Genomic DNA, 17,285 nt, shown 5'->3' with positions numbered 1-17,285 from the left:
CAGAGGCAGAGGCAGAGGCAGAGGCAGAGGCAGAGGCAGAGGCAGAGGCAGAGGCAGAGGCAGAGGCAGAGGCAGAGGCAGAGAATAATTTCATAGTCACAGGCTTACGGGTATTGCTTTATACCCACGATGGCGTCTCTCTTCACCCCGAATCCTGATAAGCCTGTTCCACGAGCCATAGCAACACTGATGCAATGGCAGACAAAGCAACCGCCCTATTCCCTTAGCTCGTGCATAACGCGTTATCGCATTACAGGCTGTGCCAGGGTCAATCCGGGTGAACACCTGCGCCATAGCCCTGTTCAAATACCCCATGACAACTGTTGTGATTACGATGAAATGGATGTAATCCGCCCCTGAATCGCACGTATAAAAAAACCGGCGCCTTGGCGCCGGTTTTTGCTCACTACGTCTCGATTACAGAGAAGCGGTGAAGGTACGAGTGATGACGTCTTGCTGTTGCTCTTTGGTCAAAGAGTTGAAGCGAACGGCATAACCGGATACGCGGATGGTCAACTGCGGATATTTCTCCGGGTTTTCCATGGCGTCCAGCAGCATTTCACGGTTCATCACGTTAACGTTCAGGTGCTGACCACCCTCTACGTTGGATTCGTGGTGGAAGTAACCGTCCATCAGGCCAGCCAGGTTAGCTTTCTGGGCTTCCATATCTTTACCCAGTGCATTCGGAACGATGGAGAAGGTATAGGAGATACCATCTTTGGCGTAAGCGAACGGCAGCTTGGCAACGGAAGTCAGGGAAGCAACAGCACCTTTCTGGTCACGACCGTGCATCGGGTTGGCACCCGGGCCGAACGGAGCACCAGCACGACGGCCATCCGGGGTGTTACCGGTCTTCTTGCCATATACCACGTTGGAAGTGATGGTCAGAACAGACTGGGTAGCAACAGCACCACGGTAGGTGTTCAGCTTCTGAATCTTCTTCATGAAGCGCTCAACCAGGTCACAGGCGATATCATCGACGCGAGCGTCGTTGTTACCGAACTGCGGGTATTCGCCTTCGATTTCGAAGTCGATGGCAACGCCATCTTCGTCACGAATCGGCTTGACCTTGGCGTACTTGATGGCAGACAGGGAGTCAGCGGCTACAGACAGACCAGCGATACCACACGCCATGGTGCGATATACGTCACGGTCGTGCAGCGCCATCAGAGAGGCTTCGTAGCTGTACTTGTCGTGCATGTAGTGGATGATGTTCAGCGCAGCAACGTATTGCTTGGCCAGCCAATCCATGAAGTGGTCCAGACGATCCATTACGTCGTTGTAGTCGAGGTACTCGGACTTGACCATTTCGGTTTTCGGACCGACCTGGATCTTGAGCTTCTCGTCCATACCACCGTTGATTGCATACAGCATGGTCTTGGCCAGGTTGGCACGAGCACCGAAGAACTGCATCTGCTTACCAACGATCATCGGGGATACACAGCAAGCGATGGCGTAGTCATCGTTGTTGAAATCCGGACGCATCAGATCGTCGTTCTCGTACTGAACAGAAGAGGTCTCGATAGATACCTTGGCACAGTACTTCTTGAAACCGACCGGCAGCTTCTCGGACCACAGGATAGTCAGGTTCGGCTCAGGGGACGGGCCCATGGTGTACAGAGTGTTCAGCATACGGAAGCTGTTCTTGGTGACCAGGGTACGGCCATCAACGCCCATACCAGCCAGGGTCTCGGTAGCCCACATCGGGTCGCCGGAGAACAGTGAATCGTATTCCGGGGTACGCAGGAAGCGAACCATACGCAGCTTCATGACCATGTGGTCCATCAGCTCCTGGGCTTCTTGCTCGGTGATCAAACCTTTCTGCAGGTCACGCTCGATGTAGATATCCAGGAAGCTGGAAGTACGACCGAAGGACATGGCCGCGCCGTTCTGGGACTTGACTGCCGCCAGGTAAGCGAAGTAGGTCCACTGAACTGCTTCACGGGCATTGGTAGCCGGTACGGAGATATCGCAACCATACTTGGCAGCCATCACCTTCATCTGAGCCAGGGCACGGTGCTGCTCGGAGATCTCTTCGCGCAGACGGATAGTGGCTTCCAGGTTGACGCCGTTTTCCAGGTCAGCTTGCAGGGACTTGAACTGTGCCAGTTTGTCGGCCATCAGGAAGTCAACACCGTACAGGGCAACACGACGGTAGTCACCGATGATACGGCCACGGCCGTAGGCATCCGGCAGACCGGTGATAACACCAGACTTGCGGCAGTTCAGGATGTCTTTGGTGTAAACATCAAACACACCCTGGTTGTGAGTCTTGCGGTACTCGGTGAAGATCTTCTCGACCATCGGATCCAGTTGACGACCGTACACTTCGCAAGAAGTTTTAACCATCTTGATACCGCCGTTGGCGATGATGGCGCGCTTCAGCGGCTTGTCGGTCTGCAGACCTACGATCTTCTCGAGGCTCTGATCGATGTAACCGGCATCGTGTGCGGTAATGGTGGAGGGCAGGTCAGTATCAAAATCGACCGGCGCGTGAGTGCGGTTCTCGATCTTGATCCCTTCCATGACCTTGTCCCACAGCTTGGTTGTCGCTTCGGTCGCGCCAGCCAGGAAGGACTCGTCACCTTCATACGGGGTGTAGTTCTTCTGGATGAAGTCACGGGTGTTGACAGAGGTCTGCCATTCACCGGCCGCGAAGCCTTCCCATGCTTTTTGGAACTGTTCGTTAAGTTCTGCCATTTTTCATTACCTCACACGGTATTGATGTAGTATCCCGCGATCATCCTTAATGATGACGACGGAAGATAAACCAGTAAGTCAGACCAACCATCACGCCACCACCGATGATATTGCCGATGGTCACGGGGATGAGGTTGTGTAGGACGAAGTTGGATACGGTCAGGTCAGCAAAGGTTGCCGGATCCTGGCCGATGGCCTGCCAAAATTCCGGACTAGCCACGCTGTGGATAGCGATACCAACCGGAATCATAAACATGTTTGCGATGCTGTGCTCGAAACCTGATGCAACGAACATGGCAACCGGCAGCAGCATGACGACTACCTTGTCAGTCGCGCTGCGGGCACCAAAGGCCATCCAGGCAGCAAGACATACCATCAGGTTACAGAGGATACCCAGCGCCACCGCTTCGAAGAAGGTGTGGTGAATTTTGTGTTGGGCCACTTTGAGGGCGTTAAGGCCCCACTGACCGTCTGCTGCCGTGTACTCGGCAGAAACGATGATCAGCGCCACCATCAGCAGACCGCCAATCAGGTTGCCGAAGTAGACCAGACCCCAGTTCTTGAGCAGCTGAGCCCAGCTGATGCGATTGGCAGCTTTGGCCACCAGCGTCAGGGTGGTGGAGGTGAACAGCTCGGCACCGAGCAGCACACAGAGAATAAGTCCGAGAGAGAAGCAGAGACCGCCAACTAACTTGGCCATACCCCAAGACATAGAGCCGGAACCGGTCGTGACAGTAATGTAGAAGATAAACGCGATGGCGATGAAAGCGCCTGCGGTAATGGCCAGTGGAATGACCTTGTATGCCGGCTTGGTAGCCTTGGCATAGGTGATGTCTTCAGCCAGTGCAGCGATGGCTTCGGGCTTGAGACAATCGAATGGAGATTCAGCTTTCAATTATTTTCTACCTGAATGTTTTGCCTGTTGAAATCATAACAAAGGGCCAAATAGCCAAAATTGACATTGATCAAGTTTATCAGTGTGCGAATGTAATTTTACTACAAATATTTTAGTGCGATGGCTACGCCACTTTACACCAGGTATCAGCTGAAACAGAAATGTCACATTTTTAATGCAATGATTTTAAAGAATTTATTTCCAATCACGGAAATATGGTATTGGCAAGATATCTTTGCAGATCGACAGCACATCCCCTGCCCTGCCATCAACCCCCTTAGGGGTATTTTTTGTTTTTTATTTCATCTTTGAATAACTATCCCGTGCCTTGCCGCACGATAAACAGAAGGGGCCACTCGGCCCCTTCCTTTACAGCAACGATTAGGCCCAGTGATGGGCTCGCTTGGCCTTTTGCAGCTTCTCGTAAGCCGCCAGCAGCTTCTGGTGCAGCGGGAACTGGGAGAGCGACAGGTCGGCCGCTTCCAGCCCGTGGAAGCGTGCTTCACCACTGGCGTTGGCCCATGCCTGTGCCAGCGTCTCTTCGCCATACATGCGAGTGAAGACGGCGCGATACTGCTCCGGATCCCGCTCCTCATCGAGGAACAGCTCGACACAGGCGCGCAGGGCTCGGTAGTAACTGGCACGCTCGGCAGTGAACACCGACTGGTTGAACTCCATGGTCCAGTCGATGAGATCCAGTGCGGTCTCCAGCTCACCTGCGGCCAGCGCCAGCATGGCTTTCAGCTCGCCAACGCGCAGGGTGTGCAGCGCGGTACCCTTGGCAGCGGCGATGCCCAGCAGCTCGCGTACACGGGTACGCTCGTCGTGCCCCTCTTCATCGAGTTGATCAAACAACGCCATATACTGCTCGGCATCCCAATCAAGTGATGGCAGCGCCAGGATCACTTCGCGCAGGTTGGCGCCCATATTGTTGTTGGCCAGCAGCAGATCTTCGGCCGGATAGATGTCGGACATGCCCGGCACCAGAATGCGGCAGGCGTAGACACCCAGATGCTCGTAGTCGGCGATATAGACCGGCTGCTCCAGCTCGTGGAAGATGCCGATCAGGTGATCGAACTCCTCCTGCGAGGTGCCGCGAAAATCCCAGTCGGCAAACTCGAAGTCCGCATCCTGCTTGAACAGATCCCAGCTGATAAGGCCCGAGGAGTCGATGAAGTGGGTCTCGAGGTTGTGGTGATCCGCTACCTGCTCGTTGTCGAATGACGGCGGTACAAACACGTCGAGATCCTTGAGACCGCGGCCCTGCAGCAGCTCAGTGACGGTCCGCTCGAAGGCCACTTCGAAGCGCGGGTGGGCGCCGAAGGAGGCAAAGCAGGTGCCATTGCTCGGGTTGAGCAGCACCACGCAGATGACCGGATAACGGCCACCCAGAGAGGCATCGAAGCTGTAAATGGGGAAGCCTTCCGCTTCGAGCGCCGCGATGGAGGCTGCAATTCCCGGATAACGGGCAATCACCTCGTCCGGGATCAGCGGCAAGCTGATGGCCTCGGCAATGATCTTGTTCTTCACGTGGCGCTCGAACACCTCGGAGAGCGCCTGGGTGCGCGCTTCGGTCTTGGTGTTGCCGGCGCTCATGCCGTTGGAGACATAGAGGTTGCCGATGATGTTCATCGGGATGTAGACGGTCTCGTGATCGGACTGACGCTCGAACGGCAGGGCGACGATACCGCGCTCCTCGTTGTTTGACTGCAGATCCACCAGCATGTCGGCGGTCACTTCACCGTCCGGGTTGTAGAACTTGCGGGTGAAGCTGTCGAGCAGACCGGCCGGGAACTGGTCACCCTCGATGGGGAACCACTTCTCGTTCGGGTAGTGAACGAAATCGCCGTTGGCGACCTGCTCGCCCAGATAGAAGTCGGCGAAGAAGTAGTTGGTGGAGAGACGCTCGAAATATTCGCCAAGGGCAGAAGCGAGGGCCGCCTTCTTGCTGGCACCCTTGCCGTTGGTGAAGCAGAGGGCGCACTCTTTGTCCCGAATATGCACCGACCAGACGTTCGGCACGGGGTTGAGCCAGGAGGCCTCTTCAATATCAAAGCCCAAGGCTTGCAGCTTGGTCTGGAAGCGTTCGATGGAGTCTTCCAGCGCCGCGTCCTTGCCGGGAATAAAAGTGTGGTCAGTCATCACGATATCCTGATTTTTATTGGCTCATGTTCGGCCGCAGATAATAGCAGGGGTCGGCAGCTTTGGCAGGACAAAAATCAGCAAACAGGGATGAGTCGCACGGTGAGAAACCGGCTTGTCCCCTCTCCTTCGCCACAAACAGCGCGGGCCCGGGGATTGCCCGGGCCCGCTGATTACGCGACGCGATACATCGTCAGAGCTGCTTGCCCTGGCTCGCAATCACCTGTCTGTACCAGTGGAAGCTCGCTTTCTTGATCCGGCGAAGGGAGCCCCCCTGCTCGTCACGATCCACATAGACGAAGCCGTAGCGCTTCTGGTAGCCGTTGAGCCAGCTCAGGATGTCGGTGAACGACCAGGCGCAGTAGCCGAGCAATTCCACCCCATCCTGCATCGCCTCCTGGCACGCCTTGACGTGGCTGCGCAGGTAATCGATGCGGTACGCATCGTTCACCTTGTCGCCCGCCTCCAGCTTGTCGAACTCGCCAAGACCGTTCTCGGTGATCATCAGCGGCAGGCCATAGCGGGAAGAGAGGCGACGCAGGGCGATGCGCATCCCGATCGGATCGATGGCCCAGTCCCAGTTGCTGGTCTCAAGGTGCGGATTGGGCGCTGTCTTGTAGAGGCCGGGGATGCCGCTCGATGGCGTAGTACCCTTCTTGCCGGTGGTGTTGATCCGCTGCAGGGTCTGACCACCCAAGGGGTTATCTGTGTAGGTCAGGGTGTAGTAGTAGTTGACGCCGATGTAGTCGGGCGTCCCCTCGCGCAGCAACTCCATATCGCCCGGCAGGATCTCCGGCGCCTCGCCGTTTTCTCGCAAGTAAGCGAGCGCCGCCTGCGGATAGCGGCCAAAGCAGTAGGCATCCAGCCACCAGAGGTTGTTGAACTCCTCGGCGTTCTCGTAGGCCAGCATATCTTTCGGGTCGCACGACGCCGGATAGGCTGGGGAGTAGGCAAAGCTCGGGCCGATGAGGCCATTTGGCACATGCTGGCGAAACGCCTTGATCACCCGGGCGTTGGCCAGAAACGCGATATGGTTGGCGGCAAAGAAGCGCTTGCGATCCTGCACGGCCGGCGGATGGGTGCCGAGCTGATAGGCGTTGGTCAGGTTGTAGTTCTGCTCGTTGAGAGAGACCCAGTACTTCACCTTGCCGGCAAAACGCTGATAGAGGGTCACGCAGTAGCGCTCAAAATCCTCGATAATGCGTCGGTCTTCCCAGCCGCCGTACTCATCCTGCAGCGCCTGCGGCAGATCCCAGTGATAAAGGGTCAGTACCGGCTCGATCTGGTGGGCCAAGAGGGTGTCGATCAGCTTCTCGTAGAAAGCCAGTCCCGCCTCGTTCACCTCCCCCCGACCGGTGGGATAAATGCGCGGCCAGCTCACCGAGAAGCGGTAGGCCTTGAGCCCCATCTCGGCCATCAGCGCCACGTCCTCTTCCATGCGGTGGTAGTGATCCACCGCCACATCGCCGTTGCTCCCCTCAAAAGTCTTGCCCGGCAGCTTGGTGAAGAGATCCCACACCGAGGGCCCCTTGCCATCGGCATTCCAGCCCCCCTCCACCTGATAGGCGGCGGAGGCGGCGCCCCACAGAAAATCGCTCGGGAAGTCGTTGAACTTGTGGTGATGCATCTGGTATTGCTCCTTCTGCGCTGATGGTGTCAGCCATCTCTGATAACCCGGCGCCCCCTGTCTGGGCACCCGAAATGAATTGGCATAAGCATCCAACACTTCTAAAATTCCGTCCAATGACAAATTTGACCACTCAACATTCCCAACAGGAATGAAAGGAGCCCTGATGGAGCTACGGGATCTGAAAGCCTTCGTCACTCTGGGGGAGGTGCTGCACTTCGGCCAGGCGGCGGTGCGCCAGCATGTTACCCAGTCGGCCCTGAGCAAACAGATAAGGCGACTGGAGGAGGAGCTGGGCGGTGAGCTGTTCGAGCGCAACGCCAGTACCACTCGCCTCACCGGACTGGGCAGGGCGCTGTATGAAGATGCCCGCGCTGTGGTCATCCAGAGTGAGCAGCTGTCACGCACAGCCCGCGACGTGCTGGCGGGCAATGTCGGCACCCTGCGCATCGGCTTTGGCGTGGCCACCAAAATCCTGGTGCCCGCCGCCATTGCCCGTTTTCGCGCCGAGCGGCCGCAAGTGACCATCGAGCTCAACGATCTCTCCACCCACCACCAGCTACTGGCGCTCAGTGAAGGCAAGCTGGATCTCGGTTTTTGCCGCCTGCCCGCCCCCAAGGGGTGGCACGCCCTGCCGGTGGTCGAAGCCCACTTTGTCGCCGTGCTGCCCGCCAGCTACCGCGATGTGAGGGAGTTGGCGGATCTGGTGGACAAGCCGCTGGCGATCCTGCGTCGGGACAAGGCGCCGTCCTTTTACGATCACCTGATGAACTATCTGGCCCAGAGCGGGCTGCGTTTTCGCGATATCCAGTACGTCAACGACTTCGCCGCCGGTGTTGCCACCGCGGCGGCAGAGATCGCCTGGACTCTGGTTCCCTCCTCCACCACCATAGAGCACCCTGATGTGCTCACCCTCCCCCTCAGAGATGGGGAAGCCTGCTGGACCATTGGCCTTATCCGTCCGCCCCACAGCAAGGGGCCCTTGATCGATGCCTTCTGGGCAACCATCGCCGATATGACGCCAAGATAGACACGCCGTTGGCAAACAGCAGATGGCAGCCGCGCATCAACGATATCGTTCGACGATACGCGCCAACTCGCCGCTTTGTCGCAGCTGTTGCAGGGCACTGTTGAACTCGGTTATCCGGGTATTGAAGCGGGAGTGCTTGCCGATGCAGAGATTGAACGGGGTAGAGTCAAGCTGCAGCGGCACCTCGACCACCAACCCGGAGAGACCCAGCTGGTTGAGTTTGAAGCGTGCCACAAGTGGGTCGGCCACCATCAGGTCCCCCCGCCCCGCCGCCAGCATTTTGAAGACATTATCGACATTGATGGTGTGATGAACGGTGAAGCCCGCCAGGTTCTCCTTGCCCCAGCCGTTACCGAAATAGTCGAGAAAGGTAAGCGATTTGAAGTCGCTCAAGCGGCTGGCTCGCTGAAACTCCGCCATGCGGGGATGGGCGCGCTGGGTAAAAATGGTTAGCACAGTGGTAGTGACCGGCTCTTCCACAATCAGGGTATAGCTGCGCCGCTCCCGAGTTGCGATGGTCACGAAGCCATCGGCCTGCGCCATCCGCACCAGTTTTTGCGCCCGTTGCCACGGATAACCTTCATGGCGCACCCGCAGCCCCATCTGCACAACCACCCGATCCATCACGTCGATCATCAGCCCGCGCATCCTGCCCTGTTCGTCACGCCACGAATATGGGGCAAAGTCGTCAAAGTAGACCATCTTCAACTCGGCCGCTGGCGCCGCCCATACACTCTGCCACATCAGCAATCCCCACAGGATTGCGCTCCCCAGACTGACTCTCATGGCCGCGACTCCATCCACTTCTGCCAACTCTGAGCCTAGTGCAAAGCGGGCTGCGGCAAGGTTCAGGATCCAGTGGAAAAAGTGGCCAACGAAAAAAAAAGAGAGGAAGCAGTGGCTTCCCCTCTCTCGTTCGTTTGTCAGCACACCACCTTATCGATGGCGGTCACGGCTTGCCGGTTACGCCAGCTCGACCCGCAGCGCCTTGGTGGCATCGACCATCACCTTGAGGGCGGCCTCTGTCTCTTCCCAGCCGCGGGTCTTGAGGCCGCAATCCGGGTTGACCCAGAGCCGCTCGGCCGGGATCTGCTTGGCCGCCTTGCGCAGCAACCCCTCAATCCAGCTCTGGCTCGGCACGTTCGGCGAGTGGATGTCGTAGACGCCCGGGCCAATCTCGTTGGGGTAGTTGAAGCGTTCGAACGCTTCGAGCAGCTGCATCTGGCTGCGGCTGGTCTCGATGGTGATCACATCCGCATCCAACGCCGCCACCGCCTCGATGATGAGGTTGAAATCGCTGTAGCACATGTGGGTGTGGATCTGGGTGCTGTCCGCCACCGGGCTCGCGCTCAGACGGAAGGCGCGCACCGCCCAGTCGAGATAAGCCTGATGATCCTGCTTGCGCAGGGGCAAGCCTTCACGGATCGCCGGTTCGTCGATCTGGATGATCTTGATGCCGGCGGCTTCCAGATCTGCCACCTCGTCGCGAATGGCGAGGCCAATCTGCAGGGCGGATTGCTCGCGGCTCACATCTTCCCGCGGGAAGGACCAGCAGAGGATGGTCACAGGGCCAGTCAGCATCCCCTTGACCGGCTTGTCGGTCAGGCTCTGGGCAAATCGGGTCCATTCGAGCGTCATGGGGGTCGGGCGGTCGATGTCGCGGGTGATCACCGGCGGCTTGACGCAGCGGGAGCCATAGCTCTGTACCCAGCCGAAACGGGTGATGGCAAAGCCATCCAGCAGCTCACCGAAATACTCCACCATGTCATTGCGCTCGGCCTCGCCATGTACCAGCACGTCCAGCCCGATGGCCTCCTGACGCGCGATGGCATCGCGGATCTCGGCCTTAATGCCCGCCTCGTAGGCGCTGTCATCGATGCGACCGGCGCGCCAATCCTGCCGCAAAACCCGGATCTGCGAGGTCTGCGGGAAGGAGCCGATGGTGGTAGTGGGCAGCAGCGGCAGCTTGAGATCCGAGCGCTGCAGCTCGGCCCTGACCGGATAGGGGCTGTGGCGATCAAAATCGCTGTTGGTGAGGCTGGCGAGCCGTGACTGCACCGCTTTTTTGTGCACCCGGCTGTCGGACTCCCGATCCACGATGGGCTGGCTGTAGGCGGCGATTTTGTCTAGCTCGCCCCCATCCAGATACTCTTTGAGCAGCCCCAGCTCGAAACATTTTTGCAGGGCGAAGGCGAACCAGCTGCGGGTCTGGGGATCCAGCTCCGGCTCCAGGGTCAAATCCACCGGGCTGTGCAGCAACGAGCAGGATGAGGCCACCCAGAGCCGCTCGCCGAGTTTGGCTTTCAGTGCCTTCAGAGTCGGCACCAGCTTGGCCAGATTGGCGCGCCAGACGTTGCGGCCGTTGATCACCCCGGCGGAGATGACCCACTGGGCGGGCAGATGCGGCACCAGGGTCTCCAGCTGCTCGGGGGCGGCCACCAGATCCAGATGCAGGCCATCCACTTTCAGGCTGGTGATGATGTCGCGCTGATGGGCAACCGAACCGAAATAGGTGGTGAGCAACAGCTTGCAGGGGCCCGCAAGGCGCTCGTAGGCGTTGAGATAGGCCAGCCGCCACTCGTCCGGCAGGTCCAGCGTCAGCGCAGGTTCATCGATCTGTACCCACTCCACTCCCTGGGCGGCCAACTTGGCCAGGATCTCCTGATAGACAATCAGCAGACGATCGAGCAGTTCAAGGCGGGAGAAGCCGCTCTCTTTCTCCTTGCCGAGCCACAGATAAGAGACCGGCCCCAGCAGCACCGCCTTGACCGGCAGCCCCAGCGCCTTGGCCTCTTCGACCTCGTCAAACAGCTGGCTCCAGCCCAGCTTGAAGCGCTGATCACGGCTGAATTCCGGCACCAGATAGTGATAGTTGGTGTTGAACCATTTGGTCATCTCGGCGGCGGCCGCCGCCGGGCCGGTCGGCGCACGGCCGCGGGCCACCCGGAACAGGGTGTCGAGATCGGTCTCGCCATGACGGTGACGGGCAGGCACTGCATCCACCAGCAGGCTGGTGCCGAGCACCTGATCGTACCAGGCGAAGTCGCCCACCGGCAGCAGATTGACCCCGGCGCCGTGCTGGGCCTGCCAATGGCGCTCACGCAGCGTTTTGCCCACGGCAACAAGTTCGGCCTGAGTGGTCTCGCCACGCCAGTAGGATTCGAGGGCAAATTTCAGCTCGCGCTTGGCGCCGATACGGGGGAAGCCCAGGGTGTGTGCTCGTGTCATAGGTTCATTTCCTTATGCTCATTCATCTGATGGGAAACTGGATGATTTAGCCATCCAGATGTTTACACATCCAAAATGACAAGATAAGGTGACGCTGGCTATTGAATCCTCTTCAAGTGGCTCTCAAATAATCCTCAACTGACCGCCGAACAGGTTCACCGCGCGGATACAGAGGCCGATTTTGCATGTGTTAAGAAGTGCAGGAGCAAGCAAGAAGGCAGGATAAAGAAGCGCAGGAGGCTAAAGGCCAAGCCACCGCCGACAGCATTATCAGCGCCATACGCAATCTCACAAGGAGCCATCTTATGGCAGTGCCAAGCAATGCAGGGATAGAGATCAAACACTTGAAAACATTAACCGCGCTGGCCGAGCAGGGCTCGCTGGCCGGTGCGGCGCTGACCCTCAACCTCACCCAGTCCGCCCTCTCCCACCAGCTCAAAGAGCTGGAGACCCGCCTCAATCTGGAGCTTTACCTGCGCAAAAGCCGCCCGCTGGTGCTGACCGCAGCCGGCAGCCAGCTGCTCGCCCTCGCCCGTCAGGTACTGCCCGCCCTGGCCCAGACCGAGAAGCAGTTGCAGGCCCTGCAGAGCGGCGATGCGGGCAGGCTGCATCTGGCGCTTGATTGCCACAGTTGCATCCAGTGGCTGCTGCCGCTGTTGCCCGATTTTCGCCGCCAGTGGCCTGGGGTGGATCTGGAGGTGGAGTCAGTGCCGGGCTTTGATGCCATCAATGCCCTGCTAGGCGGCCAGCTCGACCTGCTGCTCACCTCGGACGTGCAGGCCCGCGGCGATCTCCACTTCGAGCCGCTGTTTGCCTTCGATCTGACTCTGGTGATGGCGCCGGATCATCCTCTCTGCCACCAGAGCCGCATCGAGCCGGGCGATCTGGGGGCGGAGGTGCTGCTGGTCTATCCGGTGGAGCGCAGCCGCATGGATATCTTCAGCCGCTTTTTGCAACCCGCCGGGGTGGAGCCCGCCCGTTGCAAGCCGGTGGACAATACCTCGGTGATGCTGCAGATGGCCGCTGCTGGCCTCGGCGTCGCCGCTCTGCCGCGCTGGGCCAGCGACGAGTTTGTCAGACAGGGGATGCTCTGCGCTCGCCCCCTCGGGAGTGGTATTCGTCGCCATATGTACGGCGCGGTGCGGGCCGCCGATCGGGATCAAGCCTGCCTGCAGAGCCTCTTTGCTCGCATCCGGGCTACCATGGCTTGATGATGGCTCAGAGCGTTCCGAAGTAGCTGCGCAGCGCCTCCACCACCCGTCGCACCTTCTCTGGGATCTCCCGCTGCGGCGTGATGGCGTGGATCTCCATCGGTGCCACCCGAAAACCGGGCAGCAGTTCGAGCAGACGCCCCTGCGCCAGATCCTCGCCAATCTCTCCCTCCGGTTGCAGCGAGATCCCCTGCCCCGCCAGCGCAAACTGGCGCAAGGGCAACACGTTATTGCAGAGCACCTTGGCCTTGAACCTCACCCTGTGTTCGCCACCCTTTTCATCCTGCAGCAGCAAACCGTTGCCCAGCATGTCGCCGCAGAGCCAGTCGTGGGTGGCCAGATCGGCGGGCATGCGCGGCGTCCCCTTGCGCGCCAGATAGGCGGGAGCGGCGCAGAGCAGCATCCGGGTCTGGCCCAACTTGCGGGCCACCAGAGTCGAGTCGGGCAAGGTGCCGACCCGCAGCGCCACGTCGATCCGCTCGGCAATCAGATCTCGCTTCTCGTCGTCGGCGATGATCTGGATGGTGAGACCGGGGTGGGCCTGCAGCAGCGGCGAGAGGGCCAGTGCCAACGGTTGGCCCGCCATCCCAACCGGGGCGGTGATCCGCACTTCCCCGAGCAGGGCGTCTCGCACCTCGGAGAGGCGCAGCTCGGTCTCGCTCAGGGTCTGCTGCAACGCCCGGCACCCTTGCCATACCACCTCTCCCGCCTCGGTCAGACTGAGGCGACGGGTGGAGCGATGGAGCAGGGGCAGTCCGAGCAGGCTCTCCAGCTGGCTGATATGCTGACTGACGGCTGAGGGGGTCATGCCGAGGGATTTGGCCGCCCCTGTCATGCTGCCCGCTTCCACCACGGCGGCGAAGATGGCGTAACGTCTGAGCTGTTCCATTATTAAACCCAGCTTATAAGTGAATGCATTTTTGAGGTGATTATTAAATCATAAGTGGCGGCGTAGGATAGCCCCATTCCAACAGTGAAGGAGAGTTCCCCATGAAGATTGCCCTGATCGGTGCCAGCGGTTTTGTCGGTTCAGCCATCCTGAACGAGGCCATCAGCCGCGGCCATCACGTCACCGCCATCGTCCGCGATGTCAGCAAGGTGGCCGCCCATCCGCAGGTCACCGCAGTGGCGGTGGATGCCCAAAACCCGCAGGCATTGGCCGAGGTGATCAAGGGGCACGATCGGGTGATCAGCGCCTACAACCCGGGCTGGACCACACCGGATATCTACGACCAGTACCTCAAGGGTGCCAACGCGATTGTCGCAGCAGCCAAAGCGGCCAACAGCTGGCTGCTGGTAGTAGGTGGCGCCGGCAGTCTGGAGGTCGCCCCCGGCGTACAACTGGTGGATACCCCGGAGTTTCCGGCCGAGTGGAAACAGGGGGCGCTGGCGGCCCGCGACGGTCTCACCGCCCTGCGTCGTGAAACCGCCCTCGACTGGCGCTTTGTCTCTCCCCCGGTGTTCCTGGAGCCGGGTGAGAAGCGCGGCGGCTATCGGATTGGTGGCGATCAGGTGCTCTTTAGTGGCGAACAGCCTGCTGGGATCACCGCCGGTGATCTGGCCGACGGCGTGCTGAACGAGGCGGAAAAACCGGCTCACCTGCGCCAGCGCTTTACCCTGGGTTACTGAGAGCCTGCAACCGGTTAAGGCCAGAATGCGCGGTCACTTGCCTGAGCACCCGGTCAGGTGAACACCCGCTCAAACAGAAGGGAGGCATCCGCCTCCCTTCTGTTTTGGCCATTTTCTGTTTTGTTCATTTTTACCGCGGGCAGCTTGCCTCTGGTTATCACTCTCCTTCCCATCATTTCCCATTCCGCCCTTAATGGCTGCGCAAAAAGCAGCCACCCCATTACACACCGAATTCCATTTCGAATTTTGTATATAACTAAGAATAATTTGTTGTTTCCGTCTTATAACACCGAACAGTAGCATCCCCTTCATTCCAGATGGCGCCACACCGCTGCGCATACCGCCACACTGTCGCGCCATCCCGTTTGCCGCTCATCAGACCTGCCCGCACCAGAGGCAGCAGAAGAGATGGCGCTAGAGATAACGAAAGAGTGAGGAGGTGCACATGGAACATTCACCACTGCCGATCATCGATCTGGCTGCCCTCAACGGGGCACCCGACCTGCGTCGCCCTATGCTGGCCCGGCTAGCCGCGGCCGCCCGCGACGTCGGCTTTTTCTATCTGACAGGGCATGGCCTGAGTGACGCCGAGCAACGAGAGACTCTGGCGCTGGCAGAGCGCTTCTTTGCCCTGCCGGAGCAGGAGAAGCTGGCGGTGCAGATAGTCAACAGCCCCCACTTTCGCGGCTACAACCGGGTCGGTGCCGAGCTGACCCGAGCGCGGCCGGATCTGCGGGAGCAGTTCGATATCATGAATGAGGCGCAAGCCCTGCCTGCGGCCCTGATCCGTGAACCATGGCAGCGGCTGATCGGCCCCAACCAGTGGCCGACCGCCCTGCCAGAGATGAAAGCCCATCTGCTGGCGTGGCAGGATCGGCTGAGCGACATCACCCTCACCCTGCTGGCCGCTTTTGCCGAGGTGCTGGAGCAACCGGCCAACGTGTTTGACGACAGCATCCGCGGCGCCCCCTACCAGCACATGAAACTGATTCATTACCCGGGGCAAGAGGCGGGCGGCAGCAGTCAGGGGGTTGGCGCCCACAAGGATCCCGGCTACCTGACGCTGGTGATGCAGGACAATCACTCGGGGCTTGAGGTCGAGACGGCCAACGGCTGGATCTCCGCGCCCCCCCTGCCGGGTGCGCTGGTGGTCAATATCGGCGAGCTGCTTGAGCTGGCCTCCAACGGCTATCTCAAGGCGACCCTGCATCGGGTGGTGAGCCCGCCGCCCGGCGTATCGCGCCTCTCCTGCGCCTTCTTTATGGCGGCGCGGCTCGATGCCACCGTGCCACTGCTCAGCCTCTCCCCCGCGCTGGCAGCACAGGCGCAAGGGCCGGAGAGTGACCCGACCAACCCGCTCTTTAATCAGGTGGGGGAGAACGTGCTCAAGGGGCGGCTGCGCTCCCACCCGGATGTGGCGGCGCGGCACTATGGGCCGGTGGAACCAACTCGCCTCCCGCGCACTGAAAGCGAAGCGATAACGGCCTAAGCAGCGTAAAGATCCCTAGGCGGGTATATGCATAAGCCATAAGCCGCATGCACATACCCGCGCTGACAAAAACAACAAGCAACGAACAACAAAACAAGTCATGGCCAGAGCCTGGTCATCACGGAGCAACACGATGAAATTCAAGACCATGAGCGTACACAGCGGCCAGCGGATCGACCCACAGACCGGCGCCCTCACCACCCCGCTCTACCAAAGCAGCACCTTCAGCTACTTCAACGCCCAGGCGGGCAAGGAGCGCTTTGCAGGTCAAGCCCCCGGCTTTATCTACAGTCGCTTTGGCAACCCCACCACCGCCGAGCTGGAGCAGAAACTGGCGGCGCTGGAAGGTGCCGATGAAGCGCTGGTGGTGGCGAGCGGCATGGCGGCGGTAAGCGCCATCATGTATGCGCTTGCCGACAGCGGCGATGAGGTGGCCTATATCGGCCCGCTCTACGGCGGCACCGATGCGTTCCTCAAGCAGACCTTCAGCCGCGCCGGTATCAAGGTCACCGCTTACGAGAGCGACCGGGATCTGCTGGCCAACATCCGCCCTGCTACCAAGGTGGTACTGTTCGAAACCCTGACCAACCCCACCCTCAAGGTGGTGGATCCGCGGCTGGTGGTGGAAGCGGCCCGCAAGGTGGGCGCCATTACGGTATGTGACAACACCTTCCTCACCCCCTACCTGCTGCGTCCGCTGGAGCTCGGGGTCGATGTGGTGATGCACAGCGGTACCAAATATCTGGGCGGCCACGGCGACATCATCGCCGGGGTGGTGGCGGGCTCCCACGCCCTGATGAAGTCGATCCGCACCGTGGCCCTCAAGCATATCGGCTCCCCAATCGGCCCGCAGGAGGCCTACCTGCTGCAGCGTGGAGTCAAGACCCTGCCGCTGCGGATGGATGCCCACCTGCACAATGCCCAGAAAGTTGCCGAGTTTCTGGCCGCCCACCCGGCAGTGAAGAAGGTGATCTACCCGGGCCTTGCCAACCATCCGGGCCACGATGCCCTCGGAGCCTTCGCCAGCGGCTTTGGCGGCATGGTGAGCATCGAGCTGGAGGGCGGGTTTGAGCGCTGCGCCACCCTGCTCGATAACCTGCAACTGTTTGTGCAGGCGGTGAGTCTGGGGGATCTCGAGAGTCTCGCTTGCCATCCGGCCAGCACCACCCACGCCGCCATGGACGAGGCGAGCCGCCTCGCCGCCGGGGTCAACGACGATCTCATCCGCTTCAGCATCGGGGTGGAAGACGCCGACGATCTGATCGCCGATCTGGCCGCCGCGCTGGCGCAGATCTAACCGGGCGCGCTTTTACTCGCCGGCAAAACAGCGGCGA

12 protein-coding genes are annotated in these 17,285 nt (G+C 59.9%); 5 read left to right on the top strand and 7 right to left on the bottom strand.

Annotation, left to right across the window (positions count from 1 at the left end):
- Positions 1-417: 417 nt before the first annotated feature.
- The 4 genes from pflB to G5154_RS19070 form a co-directional block, all read right to left on the bottom strand.
- On the bottom strand, positions 418-2,700 hold the full coding sequence (gene pflB, locus G5154_RS19085; protein WP_005346160.1) for a formate C-acetyltransferase: 2,283 nt from the start codon (positions 2,698-2,700) through the stop codon (positions 418-420).
- Positions 2,701-2,746: 46 nt separating this feature from the next.
- Positions 2,747-3,595, bottom strand: a complete 849-nt coding sequence (gene focA / locus G5154_RS19080) for a formate transporter FocA (RefSeq protein ID WP_164536964.1) — start codon at positions 3,593-3,595, stop codon at positions 2,747-2,749.
- Between the two features lie 381 nt (positions 3,596-3,976).
- On the bottom strand, positions 3,977-5,737 hold the full coding sequence (gene ycaO / locus G5154_RS19075) for a 30S ribosomal protein S12 methylthiotransferase accessory factor YcaO (protein ID WP_064335887.1): 1,761 nt from the start codon (positions 5,735-5,737) through the stop codon (positions 3,977-3,979).
- Between the two features lie 193 nt (positions 5,738-5,930).
- Positions 5,931-7,364, bottom strand: coding sequence for a glycoside hydrolase family 1 protein (locus G5154_RS19070; RefSeq protein ID WP_421251265.1), 1,434 nt, complete (start codon positions 7,362-7,364; stop codon positions 5,931-5,933).
- A gap of 166 nt (positions 7,365-7,530) precedes the next feature.
- Here G5154_RS19070 and G5154_RS19065 point away from each other — a divergent pair, with 166 nt between their 5' ends.
- Positions 7,531-8,394, top strand: coding sequence for a LysR family transcriptional regulator (locus G5154_RS19065; RefSeq protein ID WP_021231364.1), 864 nt, complete (start codon positions 7,531-7,533; stop codon positions 8,392-8,394).
- Between the two features lie 36 nt (positions 8,395-8,430).
- On the opposite strand, the gene G5154_RS19060 is transcribed toward G5154_RS19065, so the two are convergent.
- Both G5154_RS19060 and metE read right to left on the bottom strand, forming a co-directional pair.
- Positions 8,431-9,180 (bottom strand): substrate-binding periplasmic protein, encoded by a 750-nt coding sequence (locus tag G5154_RS19060; protein ID WP_421251264.1) that lies wholly within the window; start codon positions 9,178-9,180, stop codon positions 8,431-8,433.
- Between the two features lie 177 nt (positions 9,181-9,357).
- Entirely contained in the window at positions 9,358-11,622 is a 2,265-nt protein-coding gene (gene metE, locus G5154_RS19055) for a 5-methyltetrahydropteroyltriglutamate--homocysteine S-methyltransferase (RefSeq protein WP_421251263.1), read from the bottom strand.
- A gap of 305 nt (positions 11,623-11,927) precedes the next feature.
- Here metE and G5154_RS19050 point away from each other — a divergent pair, with 305 nt between their 5' ends.
- Positions 11,928-12,833, top strand: a complete 906-nt coding sequence (locus tag G5154_RS19050; protein ID WP_206901733.1) for a LysR substrate-binding domain-containing protein — start codon at positions 11,928-11,930, stop codon at positions 12,831-12,833.
- Positions 12,834-12,840: 7 nt separating this feature from the next.
- Here the strand turns inward: G5154_RS19050 and G5154_RS19045 are convergent, their stop codons facing one another.
- A complete protein-coding gene (locus tag G5154_RS19045; protein WP_421251262.1) occupies positions 12,841-13,722 on the bottom strand; it encodes a LysR family transcriptional regulator in 882 nt (293 codons plus the stop codon).
- A gap of 101 nt (positions 13,723-13,823) precedes the next feature.
- Between G5154_RS19045 and G5154_RS19040 the strand changes: the two genes are divergently transcribed.
- The 3 genes from G5154_RS19040 (at position 13,824) to G5154_RS19030 (ending at position 17,248) form a co-directional block, all read left to right on the top strand.
- Positions 13,824-14,462, top strand: coding sequence for an NAD(P)-dependent oxidoreductase (locus G5154_RS19040; RefSeq protein ID WP_075115109.1), 639 nt, complete (start codon positions 13,824-13,826; stop codon positions 14,460-14,462).
- Positions 14,463-14,907: 445 nt separating this feature from the next.
- Entirely contained in the window at positions 14,908-15,951 is a 1,044-nt protein-coding gene (locus tag G5154_RS19035; RefSeq protein ID WP_421263980.1) for an isopenicillin N synthase family dioxygenase, read from the top strand.
- A 133-nt stretch (positions 15,952-16,084) separates the two neighbouring features.
- Complete coding sequence (locus G5154_RS19030) at positions 16,085-17,248, top strand: trans-sulfuration enzyme family protein (protein ID WP_042052882.1); 1,164 nt, start codon at positions 16,085-16,087, stop codon at positions 17,246-17,248.
- The last annotated feature ends 37 nt before the right edge of the window (positions 17,249-17,285 follow it).

This window comes from Aeromonas sp. 600527, from assembly GCF_049175415.1.
Classification (GTDB): Bacteria; Pseudomonadota; Gammaproteobacteria; order Enterobacterales; family Aeromonadaceae; genus Aeromonas; species Aeromonas veronii_A.
Note: the sequence above shows the minus strand (reverse complement) of the source record. Positions and strands in the feature narration are given on the sequence as shown.